Annotated in this window: 14 protein-coding genes; 7 read left to right on the top strand and 7 right to left on the bottom strand. The window is 36.0% G+C overall.

Features of this window, described 5'->3' with window-relative positions; all coding sequences use genetic code 11:
- The first annotated feature begins 13 nt into the window (after positions 1 to 13).
- The gene (locus I3217_RS15075; RefSeq protein WP_435050605.1) at positions 14 to 628 is read left to right on the top strand and encodes a response regulator; all 615 of its coding nucleotides are present in this window, start codon (positions 14 to 16) and stop codon (positions 626 to 628) included.
- Here the strand turns inward: I3217_RS15075 and rluF are convergent.
- From rluF to I3217_RS15045, 6 genes are read right to left on the bottom strand one after another with little or no spacing between them, the layout of a single operon-like run.
- Positions 625 to 1392, bottom strand: coding sequence for a 23S rRNA pseudouridine(2604) synthase RluF (gene rluF, locus I3217_RS15070; protein WP_435050604.1), 768 nt, complete (start codon positions 1390 to 1392; stop codon positions 625 to 627). The two genes, I3217_RS15075 and rluF, sit on opposite strands and share 4 nt — an antisense overlap.
- 20 nt (positions 1393 to 1412) lie before the next feature.
- Positions 1413 to 2240 carry an alpha/beta hydrolase gene (locus tag I3217_RS15065; protein WP_435050603.1) on the bottom strand — a complete coding sequence of 276 codons (828 nt, stop codon included), beginning with the start codon at positions 2238 to 2240 and terminating at the stop codon, positions 1413 to 1415.
- Entirely contained in the window at positions 2237 to 2602 is a 366-nt protein-coding gene (locus I3217_RS15060; protein ID WP_435050602.1) for a cupin domain-containing protein, read from the bottom strand. Before I3217_RS15060 ends, I3217_RS15065 begins: the two co-directional genes overlap by 4 nt.
- A gap of 6 nt (positions 2603 to 2608) precedes the next feature.
- A complete protein-coding gene (locus I3217_RS15055) occupies positions 2609 to 3580 on the bottom strand; it encodes a YitT family protein (RefSeq protein ID WP_435050601.1) in 972 nt (323 codons plus the stop codon).
- A gap of 12 nt (positions 3581 to 3592) precedes the next feature.
- Positions 3593 to 4144: a hypothetical protein gene (locus tag I3217_RS15050; protein ID WP_435050600.1), complete on the bottom strand. Its 552-nt coding sequence runs from the start codon at positions 4142 to 4144 to the stop codon at positions 3593 to 3595.
- Between the two features lie 47 nt (positions 4145 to 4191).
- Positions 4192 to 5697: a helicase HerA-like domain-containing protein gene (locus I3217_RS15045; RefSeq protein WP_435050599.1), complete on the bottom strand. Its 1506-nt coding sequence runs from the start codon at positions 5695 to 5697 to the stop codon at positions 4192 to 4194.
- Between the two features lie 104 nt (positions 5698 to 5801).
- Between I3217_RS15045 and I3217_RS15040 the strand changes: the two genes are divergently transcribed.
- Entirely contained in the window at positions 5802 to 6431 is a 630-nt protein-coding gene (locus tag I3217_RS15040) for a 7-carboxy-7-deazaguanine synthase QueE (protein WP_435050598.1), read from the top strand.
- Positions 6432 to 6499: 68 nt separating this feature from the next.
- Here the strand turns inward: I3217_RS15040 and I3217_RS15035 are convergent, their stop codons facing one another.
- A complete protein-coding gene (locus tag I3217_RS15035; protein WP_435050597.1) occupies positions 6500 to 7045 on the bottom strand; it encodes a DUF2911 domain-containing protein in 546 nt (181 codons plus the stop codon).
- A gap of 243 nt (positions 7046 to 7288) precedes the next feature.
- Here I3217_RS15035 and asnB point away from each other — a divergent pair, with 243 nt between their 5' ends.
- From asnB to secDF, 5 genes are all read left to right on the top strand, one after another.
- Positions 7289 to 8962, top strand: a complete 1674-nt coding sequence (gene asnB / locus I3217_RS15030; RefSeq protein ID WP_435050596.1) for an asparagine synthase B — start codon at positions 7289 to 7291, stop codon at positions 8960 to 8962.
- A gap of 298 nt (positions 8963 to 9260) precedes the next feature.
- Positions 9261 to 11201, top strand: coding sequence for a DNA topoisomerase (ATP-hydrolyzing) subunit B (gene gyrB, locus I3217_RS15025; protein ID WP_435050595.1), 1941 nt, complete (start codon positions 9261 to 9263; stop codon positions 11199 to 11201).
- A 229-nt stretch (positions 11202 to 11430) separates the two neighbouring features.
- Positions 11431 to 12357 (top strand): malate dehydrogenase, encoded by a 927-nt coding sequence (mdh, locus tag I3217_RS15020; RefSeq protein ID WP_435050594.1) that lies wholly within the window; start codon positions 11431 to 11433, stop codon positions 12355 to 12357.
- 215 nt (positions 12358 to 12572) lie between these two features.
- The gene (locus I3217_RS15015; protein ID WP_435050593.1) at positions 12573 to 13217 is read left to right on the top strand and encodes a hypothetical protein; all 645 of its coding nucleotides are present in this window, start codon (positions 12573 to 12575) and stop codon (positions 13215 to 13217) included.
- A gap of 210 nt (positions 13218 to 13427) precedes the next feature.
- Positions 13428 to 16397, top strand: a complete 2970-nt coding sequence (secDF, locus tag I3217_RS15010; RefSeq protein ID WP_435050592.1) for a protein translocase subunit SecDF — start codon at positions 13428 to 13430, stop codon at positions 16395 to 16397.
- The last annotated feature ends 267 nt before the right edge of the window (positions 16398 to 16664 follow it).

The following is a 16664-nucleotide window of genomic DNA, read 5'->3' as shown; positions in this document are numbered from 1 at the left end:
TATATAAATTGCTATGAAAAATATTTTATTAATCGAAGACGAATTTATTGTCGCAATGGACATAAAAAAGTCTTTGGAACGCAACAAAGCAAGCTGCGTATTTACGGTAAGTGATTATGAATCGGCCTCAGAGGTTTATAATACGCAAACCATAGATGTTGTGATTTGCGATGTAAATTTAAATACCAGTATGGATGGAATAGAAATTATAGAAGAATTACTTAAAGCTTATGCTGTGCCTGTGGTGTATTTAACGGCTTACGAAAATTCAGAGATAATGAATAGGGCAAAGCAAACCCTGCCTTATGCATATTTATTAAAGCCTTTTAATGAATCTCAGTTACAGGTTACTCTGGATCTGGCTGTATTAAACTTTAAAAGACAGGAAAAAAATATACCAGTTAGTATTGAAAATGATAAAAAGCTTACAGAACTAACCTGTCGGGAAAAGGAAGTTTTAATTGTATTAGCCTCGGGCAAAACCAGTAAAGAAATAGCCAGTAGCCTGAATATTTCTCAGCATACGGTTGATAAGCACAAGAAAAATATAAAGAAAAAACTTGGTCTGAATACTATTGGTGAACTAGTGAAGTTTGCACTGTCTACCAATTTAGAATATAGTAATTAATGTTTCTGTCTTCTGGATGGACGATTTTTTGGTACGAAAGTTTTTTTTGAGTCCTCGATTAAAACTTGCAGTTCTTTAAATTCAGCGTCTGTAAATTCCCGATATTCTCCCACCGGGACATCCAGTTTAATATTCATAATACGCACGCGTTTTAAGGTTTGCACTTCATAATTTAAAAAGGCGCACATACGACGAATTTGTCGGTTTAATCCCTGAGTTAAAACAATTCTAAATTCAAAAGTGCTCAGTTTTTCCACCTTACATTTATTGGTGGTCTTTTTTAAATCTTCAAGATAAATACCGCCTGCCATGCGCTCAATAAAGGTCTGAGAAATAGGCTTATCTACAGTAACTATATATTCCTTTTCATGATTATTACTGGCGCGAAGTATCTTGTTTACAATGTCGCCATCATCAGTTAAAAAAATAAGACCTTCACTGGGTTTATCTAAACGGCCAATAGGAAAAATACGCTTTGGATAATTTAAAAAATCTATAATATTGTCCTTTTCCACTTTAGTGTCGGTGGTGCAGACAATGCCAACAGGCTTGTTAAACGCTAAATACACAAATTTTTCCTTGGTATTGTTTACTGGTTTTCCGTCTACAGCAACAAGGTCAGTAGGACTAACCTTGGTCCCCATTTCTGGAATTGCGCCGTTAATAGTTACCCGTCCTGCTTCTATAAGTTTATCGGCTTCTCTGCGCGAGCAGTAACCTACTTCGCTTAAAAATTTATTAATGCGTTTTAATTCTGTTTCCATGCCGCAAATATACGATAAGTTTAGGCTTCAAGGAATTGATTGATGTGCTCTATTATTGAATTATCTTTTAAGGAATGGCCTAAACCTTCGGTTGTAATTAAGGTACTGTTTTTAAATTCATCCTGAATTAAGAGGGCATCCTCATAGGGAATCACAGGATCTTGTTTGTCATGAATTATAAGCCCTTTGGTTGTAATGTCTTTAAGGAGTTTTGCTGTAGAAAATTGCTCGGGTTTGGTGCCGAAACGTTTTTCGATAGTTATATTAAGTTGATTGGAGACGCGATTATTATATCCAAGTAAATCGACATAACGACTAATAATGTCTTTGAATTCTGAAGGCGCCCCGAGCAATATTAGCTTTTGAACTGATTTTATCTGATATTTTTTCTGAAATACAGTAGCAGCCATACCGCCTACGGAATGCGCTATGATAATTTCCGGACTAAAGCGTTTGGATACTACATGTATAAATTCGGCGTAAAGTAAAGCGTTAAAATAGGTATTCCCGGAATTGCCGTGCCCGGGAGCGTCTAAAGCTACTATAGTGTAGCCCTTTTGTTTTAAATCGCAGATTAAATATTGCCAGCGCGAAGAATTACTTTCCCATCCGTGTGCCAGCAAGATGGTCTCTTTATGCCCTGGCCAGCGATACGTCATTATAGGGGTGTCTTTATAACTGAATTCTTCTGTAAAGGCAGTGTTTAGGAAGCTAGCCTGCTCCTCTGTGATTTTGCCTTTTCGGGGTTTGGTAAATAACTTTAAGGCCTTTCCTGCAGCATATTGTTTGGAAATGTAGCCTAAAACATTAATGTAACTGCCCACTGTTTTTACTACGATGTTTTTCATTCGGCTTCTCGGTTTACCATATTCATAGAAAAAGCAGGGGTGCAAATAGCGAGATATGTACAGGCTTCGTTAAAAGGGTTTGAATATTGTACTCGCGTGTGTTTTTCTATTTTGATAGATTGTCCGGCTTCGAGAACCACGGTTTCGCCTTCTATTATAAATTGTTTTTTTCCTTCAATAATAAAGGTGAATTCATCAAATTCAGGAGTTTGGAAAGGTTCGCTCCATCCGGGAGGGGCTACCATATAAGCTATGCTAATGTTGGAGTCGCCTGTACTGGCAAGTCCAAAATGCTCTTTTATGGTTTTACCATCTGTAGTAGGTACTATAAACGGATTGTTTTGAATGGTAAATTTTTTCATGGGCGATTATTTAAGAGGTTTTCTTTTTATCATTCCGCCTCTTAAATCTTTTACAAGACCCATAATAATAAAGGCATTTCGGTCTATCTTATCTATTTCGGTTTCCAGTTTGGCTAATTCTAGGCGTGTAACCACGGTAAAAATAATATCCTTTTCTTTAATTACATTTTCCTGATACCCACCTTTTCCTGAATAGATGGTACAGGCCCGTCGTAATTTTTCTGTTACCATAAGTCTGATGTCTTCATGCTTATCCGAAATAATGGTAACTCCTACATATTCTTCTACACCATCAACAACAAAATCGACAGTTTTAGCGGCCGACATATAAGTTAGGATGGCGTACAATGCTGTTTCAATAGATAGAATATAAGCTCCGAATGAAAATATAATAATATTTATTAAAAGTAAAACATCTCCTACAGTTATAGATAATTTTCTACTTAAGAAAAGTGCAAGAACCTCTGTGCCATCAATAACACTGCCGCCTCTCATGGCCATACCTATACCTAATCCTAAAAAGAATCCTCCAAAAACGGATATCAATAATTTATCTTCTGTAATTGTAGGATACTCCACATAATGTACTACAAAAGCCAGCAGTGTAATTGCGGCTATACTTTTTAGAGCAAATTTTAAGCTGTAAGTTTTGGCTCCCAATATTAAAAAGGGGAGGTTTACAATAATAAGCAGATAACTTAATGAAATATGGCTTAAATGTTCCAGTAACAAAGAAATACCTGTAGCTCCACCGTCAATAAATCGGTTTGGAAGTAAAAATCCTTTAAGGCCGAAACCGGCAGAAAATACACCAATTATAATTAAAACGTATTCTTTAATAGCGTGACTAAGTTCTACCTGTAGAGAACGTACTAAAGGGACAACCTGTTTAAGTGTAGGTTGAGAAACAGTTTCACTTGTCTCGAGGCGTTTACGAGCAATAAATACAAGAAGTCTGGAGACAAGTGAAGTTTTCATAGGCCTTTAATATTACCAGTTTAGGAAATAGTATTTTATATTAGCATTGTCTGGAATCTGAGACGCCTCAATATGTAAATTCATGTCGAATCTTAAGTTCGATGGCAATTCCATTTTGTCTATGGTAAAAGAGGCATTTAATTCGTCTACAGATACCACTATCGAATTGATTAAGTTGTCTATACTCGAAATTTTATAGTGATCTACAATATCCTTGAAGGTACTTAATGTAGATAGGTCTGTATCTGTTTTGTATCTGGAATCTAAAACCTGTACAGTTTTAATTACAGCTGTAGAATCCTGAAGTTTACTAGGGGTAAGCGTTAAGAGTTTTTTTCCTCCTTTTTCAAAAACCTCAATTTCGTGTATACTTCCTGTAAACGGACTTCCCGGCTTGTATTGTACTATAGAGTCGTTTTTAAAAACGGTTTCAAGATCTTTTACCTGCGTTGTTGTAGTTAATTCGCCAATGCTGTCTTTTTGAATTAAAAACGGATCAGGGCTTGTGCTACAGTTAAAAAGAAGTAAACCTAGTGCAGCTGCACTTAAGATAGATTTTTTCATTATAGAAAATAATTGTTTGTTGTTTTGTTTTGAGGGTGTGAAAATAGTTATTTTTTCATCACTTTGTTTAATATTCCAAAGACACTTCTTATAAATGTTGCGCTGGTTAGTACTTTTACTACAGGATGCATGGCAGTGCTTTTTCGGCGGGTGGAGCTGGTTTTTTTTGCTGTCTTTTCCTTCTCCTGTTCAGCTTCAATACGTTCAATTTTCTGGTTTAAAAGTTCGTAGGCACTTTCACGGTCTATAGTCTGGTTGTATTTTTTTACCAGTTTGGAATTTGATATTAGCTGAATTAATTCACTATCGGTTAAAACGTCCATTCTACTCATGGGGGCACGCATCATTGTTGCTGCCAGTGGTGTCGGGCGACCTTTTTCATCCAAGGCAGAAACTAGAGCTTCTCCGGTGCCTAAAGATGTTAATACGTCTTCGGTATCGTAATATTCAGAATCAGGGTAATTTTGTGCTGTAAGTTTTATTGCTTTACGGTCTTTAGCGGTAAAGGCACGTAAGGCATGTTGTACTTTTAAACCAAGCTGGCTTAATACAGCTTCGGAAATATCGGTTGGATTTTGGGTTACAAAATAAAGGCCAACCCCTTTGCTGCGTATCAGTTTTACTATATTTTCAATCTGATCAAGCAGTGCTTTAGATGCTTCTTTGAAAATAAGGTGGGCTTCATCTATAAATAAGATAAGTTCAGGTCTGTCGCTGTCACCTTGCTCCGGAAAAGTGGTGTATATCTCGGCTAAAAGGCTAAGCATAAATGTTGAGAAAAGTTTAGGGCGATCCTGAATATCTGTTAATCTGAGAATGCTTATGTAACCAAGACCATTTTCGTTAATTCTCAATAGGTCCTGAACATCAAAAGAGGTTTCGCCAAAGAATAAATCGGCTCCCTGTTGTTCCAATTCCACTACTTTTCTAAGAATAGCTCCGGTAGAGGCTGTTGAAATTCGGCCATAGGCATCTTCAAATTCCTCTTTACCTTCCTGAGTTGCAAATTGTAATATTTTTTTAAAGTCTTTTAAGTCGAGTAAAGGCAGTTTGTTGTCGTCGCAATATTTAAAAATTACCGAAACAATACCCGACTGGGTGTCGCTGAGGTCTAAAATTCTCGATAATAAAACCGGACCGAATTCACTTACTGTAGCGCGAAGTCTTACGCCATCCTGGTCTGATAAAGTAAGAATGTCTACCGGGAAATTTTTAGGGTTAAAGGGTAAGCCTATTTTGTTGTGGCGTTCTTCAATTTTAGAGTTTGTAGTCCCTGGTTGTGCCAGACCGCTTAAATCGCCTTTAATGTCCATAAGTAACACCGGGATGCCTTTTTCTGAGAGATTTTCTGCTATAACCTGTAGGGTTTTCGTTTTTCCTGTGCCGGTAGCTCCGGCAATTAAACCGTGTCGGTTTAAGGTTTTTAGAGGAATATTTACAAATGCATTTTTTAAAGGTTGTTCGTTTAACATGGCCGAGCCAAGTGTTATAAAGTCGCCTTTAAATGTGTTTCCCTGAGTGATTTCCTCAAAAAAAGCCTCGCTATTACTCATAATTATCGATTTTTCTATAAAAATAGTAATCTTGGTCTAATAGCCTGTAAATCTTTTAAACATTTTATGGGCAAACTTGAAACTGTAAACTATCTTTGCACACTATGAAACAAGAGATTCAAGAGTTGGTAAATAAAGGTGAAATGTTGCCTTTAATGGAAGAGTTTTATACTATTCAAGGGGAAGGGTATCATAAAGGAACAGCTGCCTATTTTATTCGTGTGGGTGGTTGCGATGTAGGATGTCACTGGTGTGATGTGAAGGAGAGTTGGGATGCAGAATTACATCCGCCTACAGAAACGTCTAAAATTGTCGAAAAAGCAGCGCTTCATAGTAATACTATAGTAGTTACAGGAGGAGAGCCTTTAACCTGGGATATGACGGCCTTAACTACGCAGTTAAAAGCAAAAGGTTTGCAAACGCATATAGAAACTTCGGGAGCATATCCATTAACAGGAACATGGGACTGGATTTGTTTGTCACCAAAAAAACTAAAACTGCCAACAGCTGAAGTGTCCGCTAAGGCTAATGAGTTAAAGGTAATTATTTACAATAAGGACGATTTTAGATTTGCTGAAGAACAAGCGGCTAAAGTGGGTAAAGATTGTATTTTATATTTACAGCCCGAGTGGAGTAAGCGCGATAAAGTTATTCCTGAAATTGTAGATTACGTTATGGCTAATCCAAAATGGAAGGTGTCTTTGCAAACGCATAAATATTTGAATATTCCTTAATATAGAATAATATATCAACAAAAAAGCCGCTTTTAAAAAGCGGCTTTTTTGTTTTGAGGTCTTTCATTTTATAGTTTAAAAGGTACCTGAACGCGAGTTGTACCCCAGGCTAAATGCATAATTGGATTTTTGTCGTCTCCGGTAAAAGCGATTGAAAAGGCTTCAACAGATTCGGTGTCTGTCGATACGATTCCATTCTCACGAGCTACATCATGAGCTTCGTTATAAGAATAAGCACCCCATACATTAACATCAGAGCTTAAAATAATAGTCCAGGTTTTATCGCCTGGAATTGTAAATAAGGAATACGATCCCGGCTTTAAGGTTTTGTCGCCAAAAGTAACCGATTTATAAAACGTTATTTCGGTAGCTTCATTAGCTCCTGTTCTCCAGACTTTGCCTTCAGGAGCTAAATCACTTAAATTTCTTCCGTTTAATTGCGGTCTGCTATACACGACTTTAATGGTTTTGTTTGCTTCTTTGTAGCTGCTCGGAAATGCAGAAGCATCCATCGGACTTTTATCCAGTCCTTTGAAATCCTGTGCCTGAATTGTTGAACATACGCCAAAAGCAAGTGCGATGCAAAGGGCAGAGGTTTTAAATAATTTCTTCATTTGTTGTAAAATTGATATTGATTATGTGGTTAAAGATAATAAAGCTCAAGGAAATTTGTTTTAGTTTAAATATTTAATATTATTGAGAATTAATTTAGAAGTTTGATTTTATATTTTGTTTAAATAACATTTTTTAGTTTTAAATTGTAATCAAATTAATTAATATTGTTTTTATATTTAAATCTAAATATAATATTTGCTTCGTAATTAAAATTGAAATAAAATTTAAAAGATATATAGATTATGTGTGGAATAGTGTGTGCTTTCGATATAAAACAAAAGACAGATGATTTAAGACCTCAGATATTAGAAATGTCTAAAAAGGTGCGTCATCGCGGACCGGACTGGAGTGGAATTTATAGCAATGATAAAGCTATATTAGCTCACGAACGATTGGCTATTGTAGATCCGGCTTCAGGAAAACAGCCTTTATTTAGTAAAGATGGTAACCTGGTTTTAGCTGCGAACGGCGAAATTTATAACCATCGTGATATTCGTAAGCAGTTTGAGGGAAAATATGAATTTCAAACGCAATCAGACTGCGAAGTTATTTTAGCACTTTATAAAGAAAAGGGTGTTGATTTTGTAGATGATCTTAACGGAATTTTTGGCTTTGCTATTTACGATGTTGAAAAAGACGAGTATTTTATTGCTCGCGACCATATGGGAATTATTCCGTTGTATATTGGCTGGGACCAGCATGGTACTTTCTACGTAGCATCTGAGTTAAAGGCTTTGGAAGGTTACTGTACCAAAATTCAATTATTCCCTCCAGGGCATTACATGTCTAGTAAAGATGGTGAGTTTGTAAAATGGTATGTGAGAGACTGGACAGAATACGAGGCTGTAAAAGAAAATGAGACCAGTATAGCAGCTGTAAAAGAAGCGCTTGAAGCTGCAGTGCACAGACAGTTAATGAGTGATGTGCCTTATGGTGTATTACTTTCGGGAGGACTGGATTCTTCTGTAACATCTGCTATAGCTAAAAAATATGCGCAGAAACGTATTGAAAGTGATGATACATCCGATGCCTGGTGGCCGCAATTGCATTCTTTTTCTGTAGGACTGGAAGGCTCGCCGGATTTAGCAGCGGCGCAAAAAGTAGCAGACCATATTGGTACAGTACATCATGAAATTAAATTTACAATTCAGGAAGGGCTGGATGCGATTAGAGATGTGATTTATAACCTTGAAACTTATGATATCACAACAATCCGTGCCAGTACGCCTATGTATTTAATGGCTCGTGTTATTAAATCAATGGGGATTAAAATGGTGCTGTCGGGAGAAGGAGCAGATGAGCTGTTTGGAGGGTACTTATATTTCCATAAAGCGCCTAATGCACAGGAGTTTCATGAAGAGACAGTTCGTAAATTAAGCAAATTACATATGTACGATTGTTTACGAGCAAACAAAAGTTTGGCCGCCTGGGGAATAGAAGGACGTGTGCCGTTTTTAGATAAGGAATTTATGGATGTGGCTATGAGTATTAATCCACAAGATAAAATGATCAACGGTGAACGTATGGAAAAATGGGTGGTGCGTAAGGCATTTGAAGATATGTTACCGGAAAGTGTAGTTTGGAGACAGAAGGAACAATTTAGCGATGGAGTTGGCTATAGTTGGATAGATACTTTGAAAGAGGTGGTAAATGAAGAAGTGTCAGACGAGCAATTGGCAAATGCACATTTCAGATTCCCGATACAAACGCCTCAAAATAAAGAAGAATATTACTATCGTTCAATTTTTGAAGAGCATTTTCCAAGCGATGCAGCGGCTTTAAGTGTGCCTCAGGAGGCTAGTGTGGCTTGTAGTACAAAAATAGCCTTAGAGTGGGATGAAGCCTTTAAAAATATGAACGACCCAAGTGGTAGAGCAGTGGCTAAAGTGCATACAGATGCTTATGTGAAAGCTTAATTTTTAATTGTTATTTTATAATTTATTGTTTTTAGAAACCTCAAAATTTCGCTTCTTAGCAGTTTTGAGGTTTTTTGCGTTTTAACAATGTTATAAAAATGTCGAATTTAAGTTTTAAGGTGGTTTTTAGCTGTTTTAAGCGTGTTTTGAGTAATTAACAAATGTTGATAATTTTGTGCTTGCATTAAGAAAATACTTTAAAATACGCTTTAAAAAACGTATATTTGTAAGAGTTGAAAAGAATGCCGTTCCTGGCATTTTTTTATGATGATTATTTAAGAATAACATATAATTTTTTATGAGCGAAGAAGCTAAAAAACACAATTATTCGGCCGACAGTATACAGGCTTTAGAAGGAATGGAGCACGTAAGAATGCGTCCTTCCATGTATATTGGAGATGTTGGTGTAAGAGGGTTACATCACTTAGTATATGAAGTTGTAGATAACTCTATTGATGAGGCTTTGGCCGGACATTGCGATACTATAAAAGTCACTATAAACGAGGATAACTCCATAACGACAGAAGATAACGGTCGTGGTATTCCAGTAGATATTCATAAAAAAGAAGGTATTTCTGCATTGGAAGTTGTAATGACGAAAATCGGTGCAGGAGGTAAATTCGATAAGGATTCTTATAAGGTATCAGGTGGACTTCACGGTGTTGGGGTTAGTTGTGTTAACGCATTATCAGATCATTTAAAAGCTACGGTTTTTAGAGATGGTACAATCTGGGAACAGGAATACGAACGAGGTAAATCTTTATATCCGGTAAAGTCTATTGGTGAAACCGATAAGCGAGGTACTGTAGTTACGTTTAAACCAGACGGTACAATCTTTACTCAAACACTTGAGTATAGCTACGATACTCTGGCAAGTAGAATGCGAGAACTGGCTTACTTAAATAAAGGAATTTCTATAACACTTACGGATAGAAGAGCGGTAAAGGAGGATGGAGAGTTTGAAGGAGAAACATTTTATTCGGAAGAGGGTTTAAAGGAATTTGTAAAGTTCTTAGATGGAAACCGTGAGCCTTTAATAAATGAAGTTATAGCTTTCGAAGGGGAGAAAAACGATATCCCTGTGGAAGTGGCTATGATTTATAATACGTCGTATTCAGAAAACTTACACTCTTACGTTAATAATATTAATACGCACGAAGGAGGAACTCATTTGTCAGGTTTTAGACGTGGATTAACGCATACATTAAAGAAATATGCTGATAGTTCTGGATTGACAGATAAATTAAAGTTTGAAATTTCCGGGGACGATTTCCGTGAAGGGTTAACAGCGATTATTTCTGTTAAGGTTGCAGAGCCTCAGTTTGAAGGACAGACCAAAACAAAATTAGGAAACAGAGAAGTTTCTGCTTCGGTTAGTCAGGCCGTTTCAGAAATGTTGACTGATTATCTTGAAGAGCACCCTGATGATGCCAAAACTATTGTTCAGAAAGTCATTTTAGCAGCTCAGGCTCGTCATGCAGCACAAAAGGCGCGTGAAATGGTTCAGCGTAAAACGGTAATGAGTATTGGTGGTTTACCTGGGAAATTAAGTGACTGTTCCGAGCAGGATCCGGCAAAATGTGAGGTATTCCTTGTCGAGGGAGATTCGGCAGGTGGAACGGCTAAACAAGGACGTGATCGTGCATTTCAGGCTATTTTACCATTACGAGGTAAAATCCTGAATGTTGAAAAAGCGATGCAGCATAAAGTTTTCGAAAATGAAGAGATTAAGAATATTTTTACCGCACTTGGTGTTACTATTGGAACAGAAGAAGATAGTAAGGCGCTAAACCTTTCTAAATTGCGTTATCATAAAGTAGTAATTATGTGTGATGCCGATATTGATGGTAGCCATATTGCTACTTTAATTTTAACGTTCTTTTTCAGATATATGAAGGAGCTTATCGAAAACGGTCATATTTATATAGCAACACCACCTTTATATTTGGTTAAAAAAGGAGCTAAGAAGCAATATGCCTGGAGTGATGCTGAGCGCGATAAGATTATTGAAGAGTTTGGAGGGGCTGCCGGAGTACAGCGTTATAAAGGTCTTGGAGAGATGAATGCCGAGCAGTTGTGGGATACTACTATGAATCCGGAATTCAGAACCTTAAGACAGGTAAATATTGATAACGGTAGCGAGGCCGATCGTATCTTCTCTATGTTAATGGGAGATGAGGTGCCGCCACGTAGAGAGTTTATCGAGAAAAACGCAGTTTATGCCAATATAGACGCTTAATTCGTTAAGAAAAGCAGATAAATTAAAAACGCCTGAATGAGTAATTCAGGCGTTTTTTTGTTTTTAAAATTTAGTGATTTTAGGTCGAAAAGGTTTGAATTTGTTAAACTTTTAAAAGGGGCAGAAATACTTTTAAAAAGTAGGTATTAAATATTAAAATAACAGGCTTAGTTGTATTAAATGTGTTAAATTTGTTAGGACAAAAATTTAATTTTAAAAATTTAAAATAATGAAAGTAACAGTAGTTGGAGCAGGAGCAGTAGGTGCTAGTTGTGCTGAATATATTGCGATAAAAAACTTTGCTTCAGAAGTTGTATTATTAGACATTAAAGAAGGTTTTGCTGAAGGTAAAGCTATGGACTTAATGCAATGTGCATCTTTAAATGGTTTTGACACTAAAATTACAGGTGTAACTAACGATTATAGTAAAACTGCAGATAGTGATATTTGTGTAATCACTTCTGGGATTCCTCGTAAACCAGGTATGACTCGTGAAGAGTTAATTGGTATTAACGCAGGAATCGTGAAAAATGTAGCTTCAAGTTTATTAGAGCACTCTCCGAATATGATACTAATTGTGGTAAGTAATCCAATGGATACTATGACATATTTAGCTCATAAGGCAACTGGTTTACCAAAAAACAGAATTATAGGTATGGGTGGAGCTTTAGATTCTGCTCGTTTTAAATATAGATTAGCTGAAGCTTTAGAAGCTCCAATCAGTGATATCGATGGTATGGTAATTGGTGGACATAGCGATACAGGTATGGTGCCATTAATCAGCCATGCAACAAGAAACAGTATTAAAGTTTCAGAATTTTTAACTGAAGAGCGTTTAGAGCAAGTTGCTGCAGATACTAAAGTAGGTGGAGCTACTTTAACTAAGTTGTTAGGTACTTCAGCTTGGTATGCTCCAGGTGCTGCTGTAAGTGGATTAGTACAGGCTATAGCTTGCGATCAGAAGAAAATCTTCCCTTGTTCTACTTTATTAGAAGGTGAATATGGATTAGAGGATATTTGTATTGGTGTTCCTGTAGTTCTTGGAAAGAACGGTATCGAAAAAATAGTAGATATTCCGTTAAGCGATGCAGAGAAAGCACATATGCAGGCGAGTGCAGAAGGTGTTAAGAAAACGAATGGATTATTAGAAGTTTAGTCTGAAATTCTTTTAAAATATAGGCCATCTGAATCGAGTGTTTAGGTGGCTTTTTTTATTTTATAGATTTTTTAACATAAAACCCCGCTTTTATTCTTGTAAATAAACTATTTGTCTTCTTTAAATACGCATTTATTTTTTATATTTGGCGCCGAATATACCCTAAGTAACTTGAATTATATTCAATAACAAGTATTGGGTGTAGAAATTAAGCTTTGAAAAACATTACAAATAGCAACATAAAATCCAGATGGTACTTAAGTACATTAATTGTCATCTTAACTGTAGTTGGTGGCTTGGTCAGCAAGAAGCAGGGTGTTGTGCCTAATCAGGAAATAGTTTTTCAATTTGAAAATAAAACCCATACCGGAGAACAAGCGTCTCAGGCTGTAGCTTTAGTAAAATCTCAATTAGAGCGTATAGGTGTAGAAAACCTAAAGGTGATTGAGGAAGTAGGTCAAATAAAATTAACATATTACAGTGATACGGATGTAGAAAGTATTAAAACTAAACTATCTGAAAATCAGGCTTTGGTTTTAAAACTGAAATCTTCAAAAAAGCACCGGTTACCTATAAACTATCCATCGGAGGATGATGAGGTTGCCTGTAATTTAGATGTAAACGAACTACACAGTAACCATGATATTTCTTTTGATAAAAGGGGGAAGGTTGCAGTTGTTATTAAAGCGGGGAAAGATCATTATTTTAATTCCTGCGATTATGTTTTAAATACGGTGTTTCACCTAGAAGCTGTCGAAACACAGATTCATACGGCGTATAAGTTTCATAAGCGTATTGCTCTAACATTGGATAATACGTCCAATTCTATACCGGAAGTACGGGCAGGGCCCCAAGTGTAAAACGATTTTAAAACATTATAAAATCGGTATTCTTCAAATAAAATTGAAGTGTTTTGTAAGCTAGAGCTTAGATAACTTCAGTTTCCTTTTAAATAACAGAAGGCTTTTTTTACAAGCAGTTATTTAATTTCAATTAAGTATATAAAAACTCGAAATACGGGATCCGTGTGTTTTCCCGGATTAACAAATTTGACTAATAAATAATTAAAAATGCAAAACAAAGGATTAGTAAAACTATTCGCTATTTTGTTTGGTTTGGTAAGTCTTTATCAGTTGTCTTTTACGTTTAAGGCAAACAGTGTAGAAGACGATGCTAAAGCTTTCGCAAATGGTGATTCAGTTAAGGAACGCAAGTATTTAGATTCGCTTGCTAACGAAAAGGTGTTTAATTTAGGTGTAGCAGATTACACTTATAACGAAGTTAAGGATAAGGCTATGAACCTTGGTCTGGACCTTAAGGGAGGGATAAACGTAATTTTACAGGTTTCTGTAAAAGACATTTTAAAAGGTTTGGCTAACCATACCAACGATCCTGTATTTAACAAAGCATTAGATGATGCTTCAGAATTACAGAAAAATAGCCAGAATACATATTTAGAAGATTTTTATGTAGCATTCGATAAAATTAAAGGTGATACAAAATTAGCGTCTCCTGATATTTTTGCTAACCGTTCTTTAAGTGATGAAATTACTTTCGATATGACAGATGATCAGGTGAAGCCTATCATTTCAAGAAAAATCGATGAGTCTATTGTTTCAGCATTCGAAGTTTTACGTAAGCGTATCGACGAGTTTGGTGTAACGTCTCCAAACATTCAGCGTTTAGGAGAGTCTGGTCGTATCTTAGTGGAGTTACCAGGTGTTAAAGATGTAGAACGTGCTAAGAAATTATTACAAAGTACTGCGCAGTTAGAATTCTGGGATGCCTATAAAGGAGAGCAGTTAATTCCTTTTATTGTACAGGCAAATAATGTATTGAAAGCTGAGGTAGATGCGAAGAAAGAATCTACTGAAGAATTAGCAGATACAGAAGGTTCTGAAAGCGATTCTCAGATTGATGAATTATTAGGTGAAGCTGAAACAGATTCGACAACTGTTGCTGTAAATCCATTATTAGATTTAATAGTTGGACAAGGCTACCAGGGAGGACCAGTAATTGCTAAATTTAACGAGAAAGATAAGCAAACGGTATTAGATTATTTAAACCGTCCGGATGTTAGAGCCTTATTGCCTGTAGAGCAACGTTATGCTAAATTTGCTTTTGGTATGCCGGAAAAGAATAGTGAGTTAGTAGACTTATACGCTTTAATTGGAAACAGAGAAAATGTACCGCCATTAAGTGGAGCTGTAATTACTAATGCAACACAACAGTATGATCAGTTAGGTAAACCAGCGGTATCTATGCAAATGAATGCTAAAGGTGCTAAGATTTGGGAAGAAATGACTGGTAAAGCCTATTCTCAGGGAAGTCAGATTGCTATTGTTTTAGATAATATCGTGTATTCTGCTCCAGGAGTAACAACTGGTCCAATCGCAGGAGGGAACTCTGAAATTTCTGGAAACTTTACATTAAACGAAGCGGTGGATTTAGCCAATGTATTACGTGCAGGTAAATTACCAGCTTCAGCAGATATTATTCAAAGTGAAGTTGTAGGGCCTTCTTTAGGTCAGGAAGCTATCGATAGTGGTAAAGTTTCTTTCGTTATCGCTTTAGTTTTAGTATTGATATGGATGGTATTCTACTACGGTAAAGCAGGTGCTTTTGCTGATGTAGCTATGATCTTAAACATCATTTTAATTTTTGGTGTATTATCAGGATTAGGTGCCGTATTAACTTTACCTGGTATTGCAGGTATTGTGTTAACCATTGGTATGTCTGTTGATGCGAACGTGTTAATTTATGAGCGTATCCGTGAAGAAATTGGAAATGGAAAAGGGCAGAGAGAAGCTATTCAGGATGGATTCAGTAATGCTTTATCTTCAATTTTAGATGCTAACATTACTACTGGTTTAACAGCTTTAATCTTATTTGTTTTCGGTACAGGACCTATCAAAGGTTTCGCAACTACTTTATTAATAGGTATTGTTACGTCTTTATTTACAGCAATCTTCATTACAAGATTATTGATTGACTGGTATGTTAATAAAGGAGGGCAATTAGATTTCTCTACAGGTATCACTAAAAATCTGTTTAGAAACATTAATATCGAATTCCTTAAGAAGCGTAAAATCGCTTATATTATATCCGGATCTTTAATTGTAGTTAGTATTATTTCTTTAGTGACTAATGGATTGGATCAAGGTGTGGATTTCGTTGGAGGTAGAAATTACCAGGTGCGTTTTTCTCAGGCCGTAAGTCCTTCAGAATTAGTTCCGACATTAACCGATGCTTTCGGAAGTGCAGATGCTAAGACGTTTGGTAGTTCAAACCAGGTTAAAATTACAACTAAGTATAAAGTAAACGAAACAAGCGCTGAGGTTGATGAAGAAATAAGAGAATCACTATATAAAGCATTACAACCGCATTTAGAAGGAATTTCTTATGATGAATTCATTAGTGATAATGAACACAAAACGGTAGGCTTAATGAAATCCTATAAAGTAAGTCCAACAATCGCAGACGACATTAAGAAAGAATCGTTCTGGGCTGTTTTAGGATCTTTAATAGTAGTGTTCTTGTATATCTTATTCCGTTTCAAAAAATGGCAATACTCTTTAGGTGCTGTTGCAGCGGTATTCCACGATGTATTAATAGTTTTAGGAGTATTCTCTTTAACTTATAAATTTATGCCGTTCAACATGGAAATCGATCAGGCCTTTATAGCGGCTATATTAACAGTTATCGGTTACTCGTTAAACGATACCGTAGTAGTATTCGATAGAATTCGTGAATACTTCCACGAGCACACAAGCTGGAATTTAAATAAAGTAGTAAATGTATCTTTAAGTAGTACCCTTAGTAGAACATTAAATACCTCTTTAACTACTTTGGTAGTGTTATTAGCAATCTTTATTTTCGGTGGAGATTCTATCAGAGGATTTATGTTTGCATTAATAGTAGGTGTAATAGTAGGTACATATTCATCTTTATTTATAGCGACGCCTATCATGTATGATAGTTTAGATGCTTCTGAAAAGAAAAAACGTTTAAAACAGACAGATGATGCTCCGGCAGCTTAGTTTAAAATAAACGAACTTTATATAGAAGCCCCATCAAAATCTGTTTTGATGGGGCTTTTTAGTTTTTTACAGTAAAGCTTACCAAGGGGAATAAAAAAAAATCAGAAAGAGTATCTCGTAATTCCACTTCATTTTTACAACAGCGAGCCCTCTTCTGGAAGACGTCTATTATATATAAGATACCCTTGATTAAGGCGATTCAAAACTTTCTTTTTGCTTAACTGTTTGATTTTAAGTGTTACTAAAAATAATTTCAAAAAAAGGCGT

Origin of the sequence: Formosa sp. S-31 (assembly GCF_051172795.1) — a bacterium.
GTDB lineage: Bacteria > Bacteroidota > Bacteroidia > Flavobacteriales > Flavobacteriaceae > Formosa.
This window is presented reverse-complemented; position numbering and strand designations above follow the sequence as displayed.

Excerpts from the sequence above, each read along its gene's own strand:
- I3217_RS15075 (WP_435050605.1), top strand. The coding sequence starts at position 14 with ATGAAAAATATTTTATTAATCGAAGACGAATTTATTGTCGCAATGGAC.
- rluF (WP_435050604.1), bottom strand. The coding sequence starts at position 1,392 with ATGGAAACAGAATTAAAACGCATTAATAAATTTTTAAGCGAAGTAGGT.
- I3217_RS15065 (WP_435050603.1), bottom strand. The coding sequence starts at position 2,240 with ATGAAAAACATCGTAGTAAAAACAGTGGGCAGTTACATTAATGTTTTA.
- I3217_RS15060 (WP_435050602.1), bottom strand. The coding sequence starts at position 2,602 with ATGAAAAAATTTACCATTCAAAACAATCCGTTTATAGTACCTACTACA.
- I3217_RS15055 (WP_435050601.1), bottom strand. The coding sequence starts at position 3,580 with ATGAAAACTTCACTTGTCTCCAGACTTCTTGTATTTATTGCTCGTAAA.
- I3217_RS15050 (WP_435050600.1), bottom strand. The coding sequence starts at position 4,144 with ATGAAAAAATCTATCTTAAGTGCAGCTGCACTAGGTTTACTTCTTTTT.
- I3217_RS15045 (WP_435050599.1), bottom strand. The coding sequence starts at position 5,697 with ATGAGTAATAGCGAGGCTTTTTTTGAGGAAATCACTCAGGGAAACACA.
- I3217_RS15040 (WP_435050598.1), top strand. The coding sequence starts at position 5,802 with ATGAAACAAGAGATTCAAGAGTTGGTAAATAAAGGTGAAATGTTGCCT.
- I3217_RS15035 (WP_435050597.1), bottom strand. The coding sequence starts at position 7,045 with ATGAAGAAATTATTTAAAACCTCTGCCCTTTGCATCGCACTTGCTTTT.
- asnB (WP_435050596.1), top strand. The coding sequence starts at position 7,289 with ATGTGTGGAATAGTGTGTGCTTTCGATATAAAACAAAAGACAGATGAT.
- gyrB (WP_435050595.1), top strand. The coding sequence starts at position 9,261 with ATGAGCGAAGAAGCTAAAAAACACAATTATTCGGCCGACAGTATACAG.
- mdh (WP_435050594.1), top strand. The coding sequence starts at position 11,431 with ATGAAAGTAACAGTAGTTGGAGCAGGAGCAGTAGGTGCTAGTTGTGCT.
- secDF (WP_435050592.1), top strand. The coding sequence starts at position 13,428 with ATGCAAAACAAAGGATTAGTAAAACTATTCGCTATTTTGTTTGGTTTG.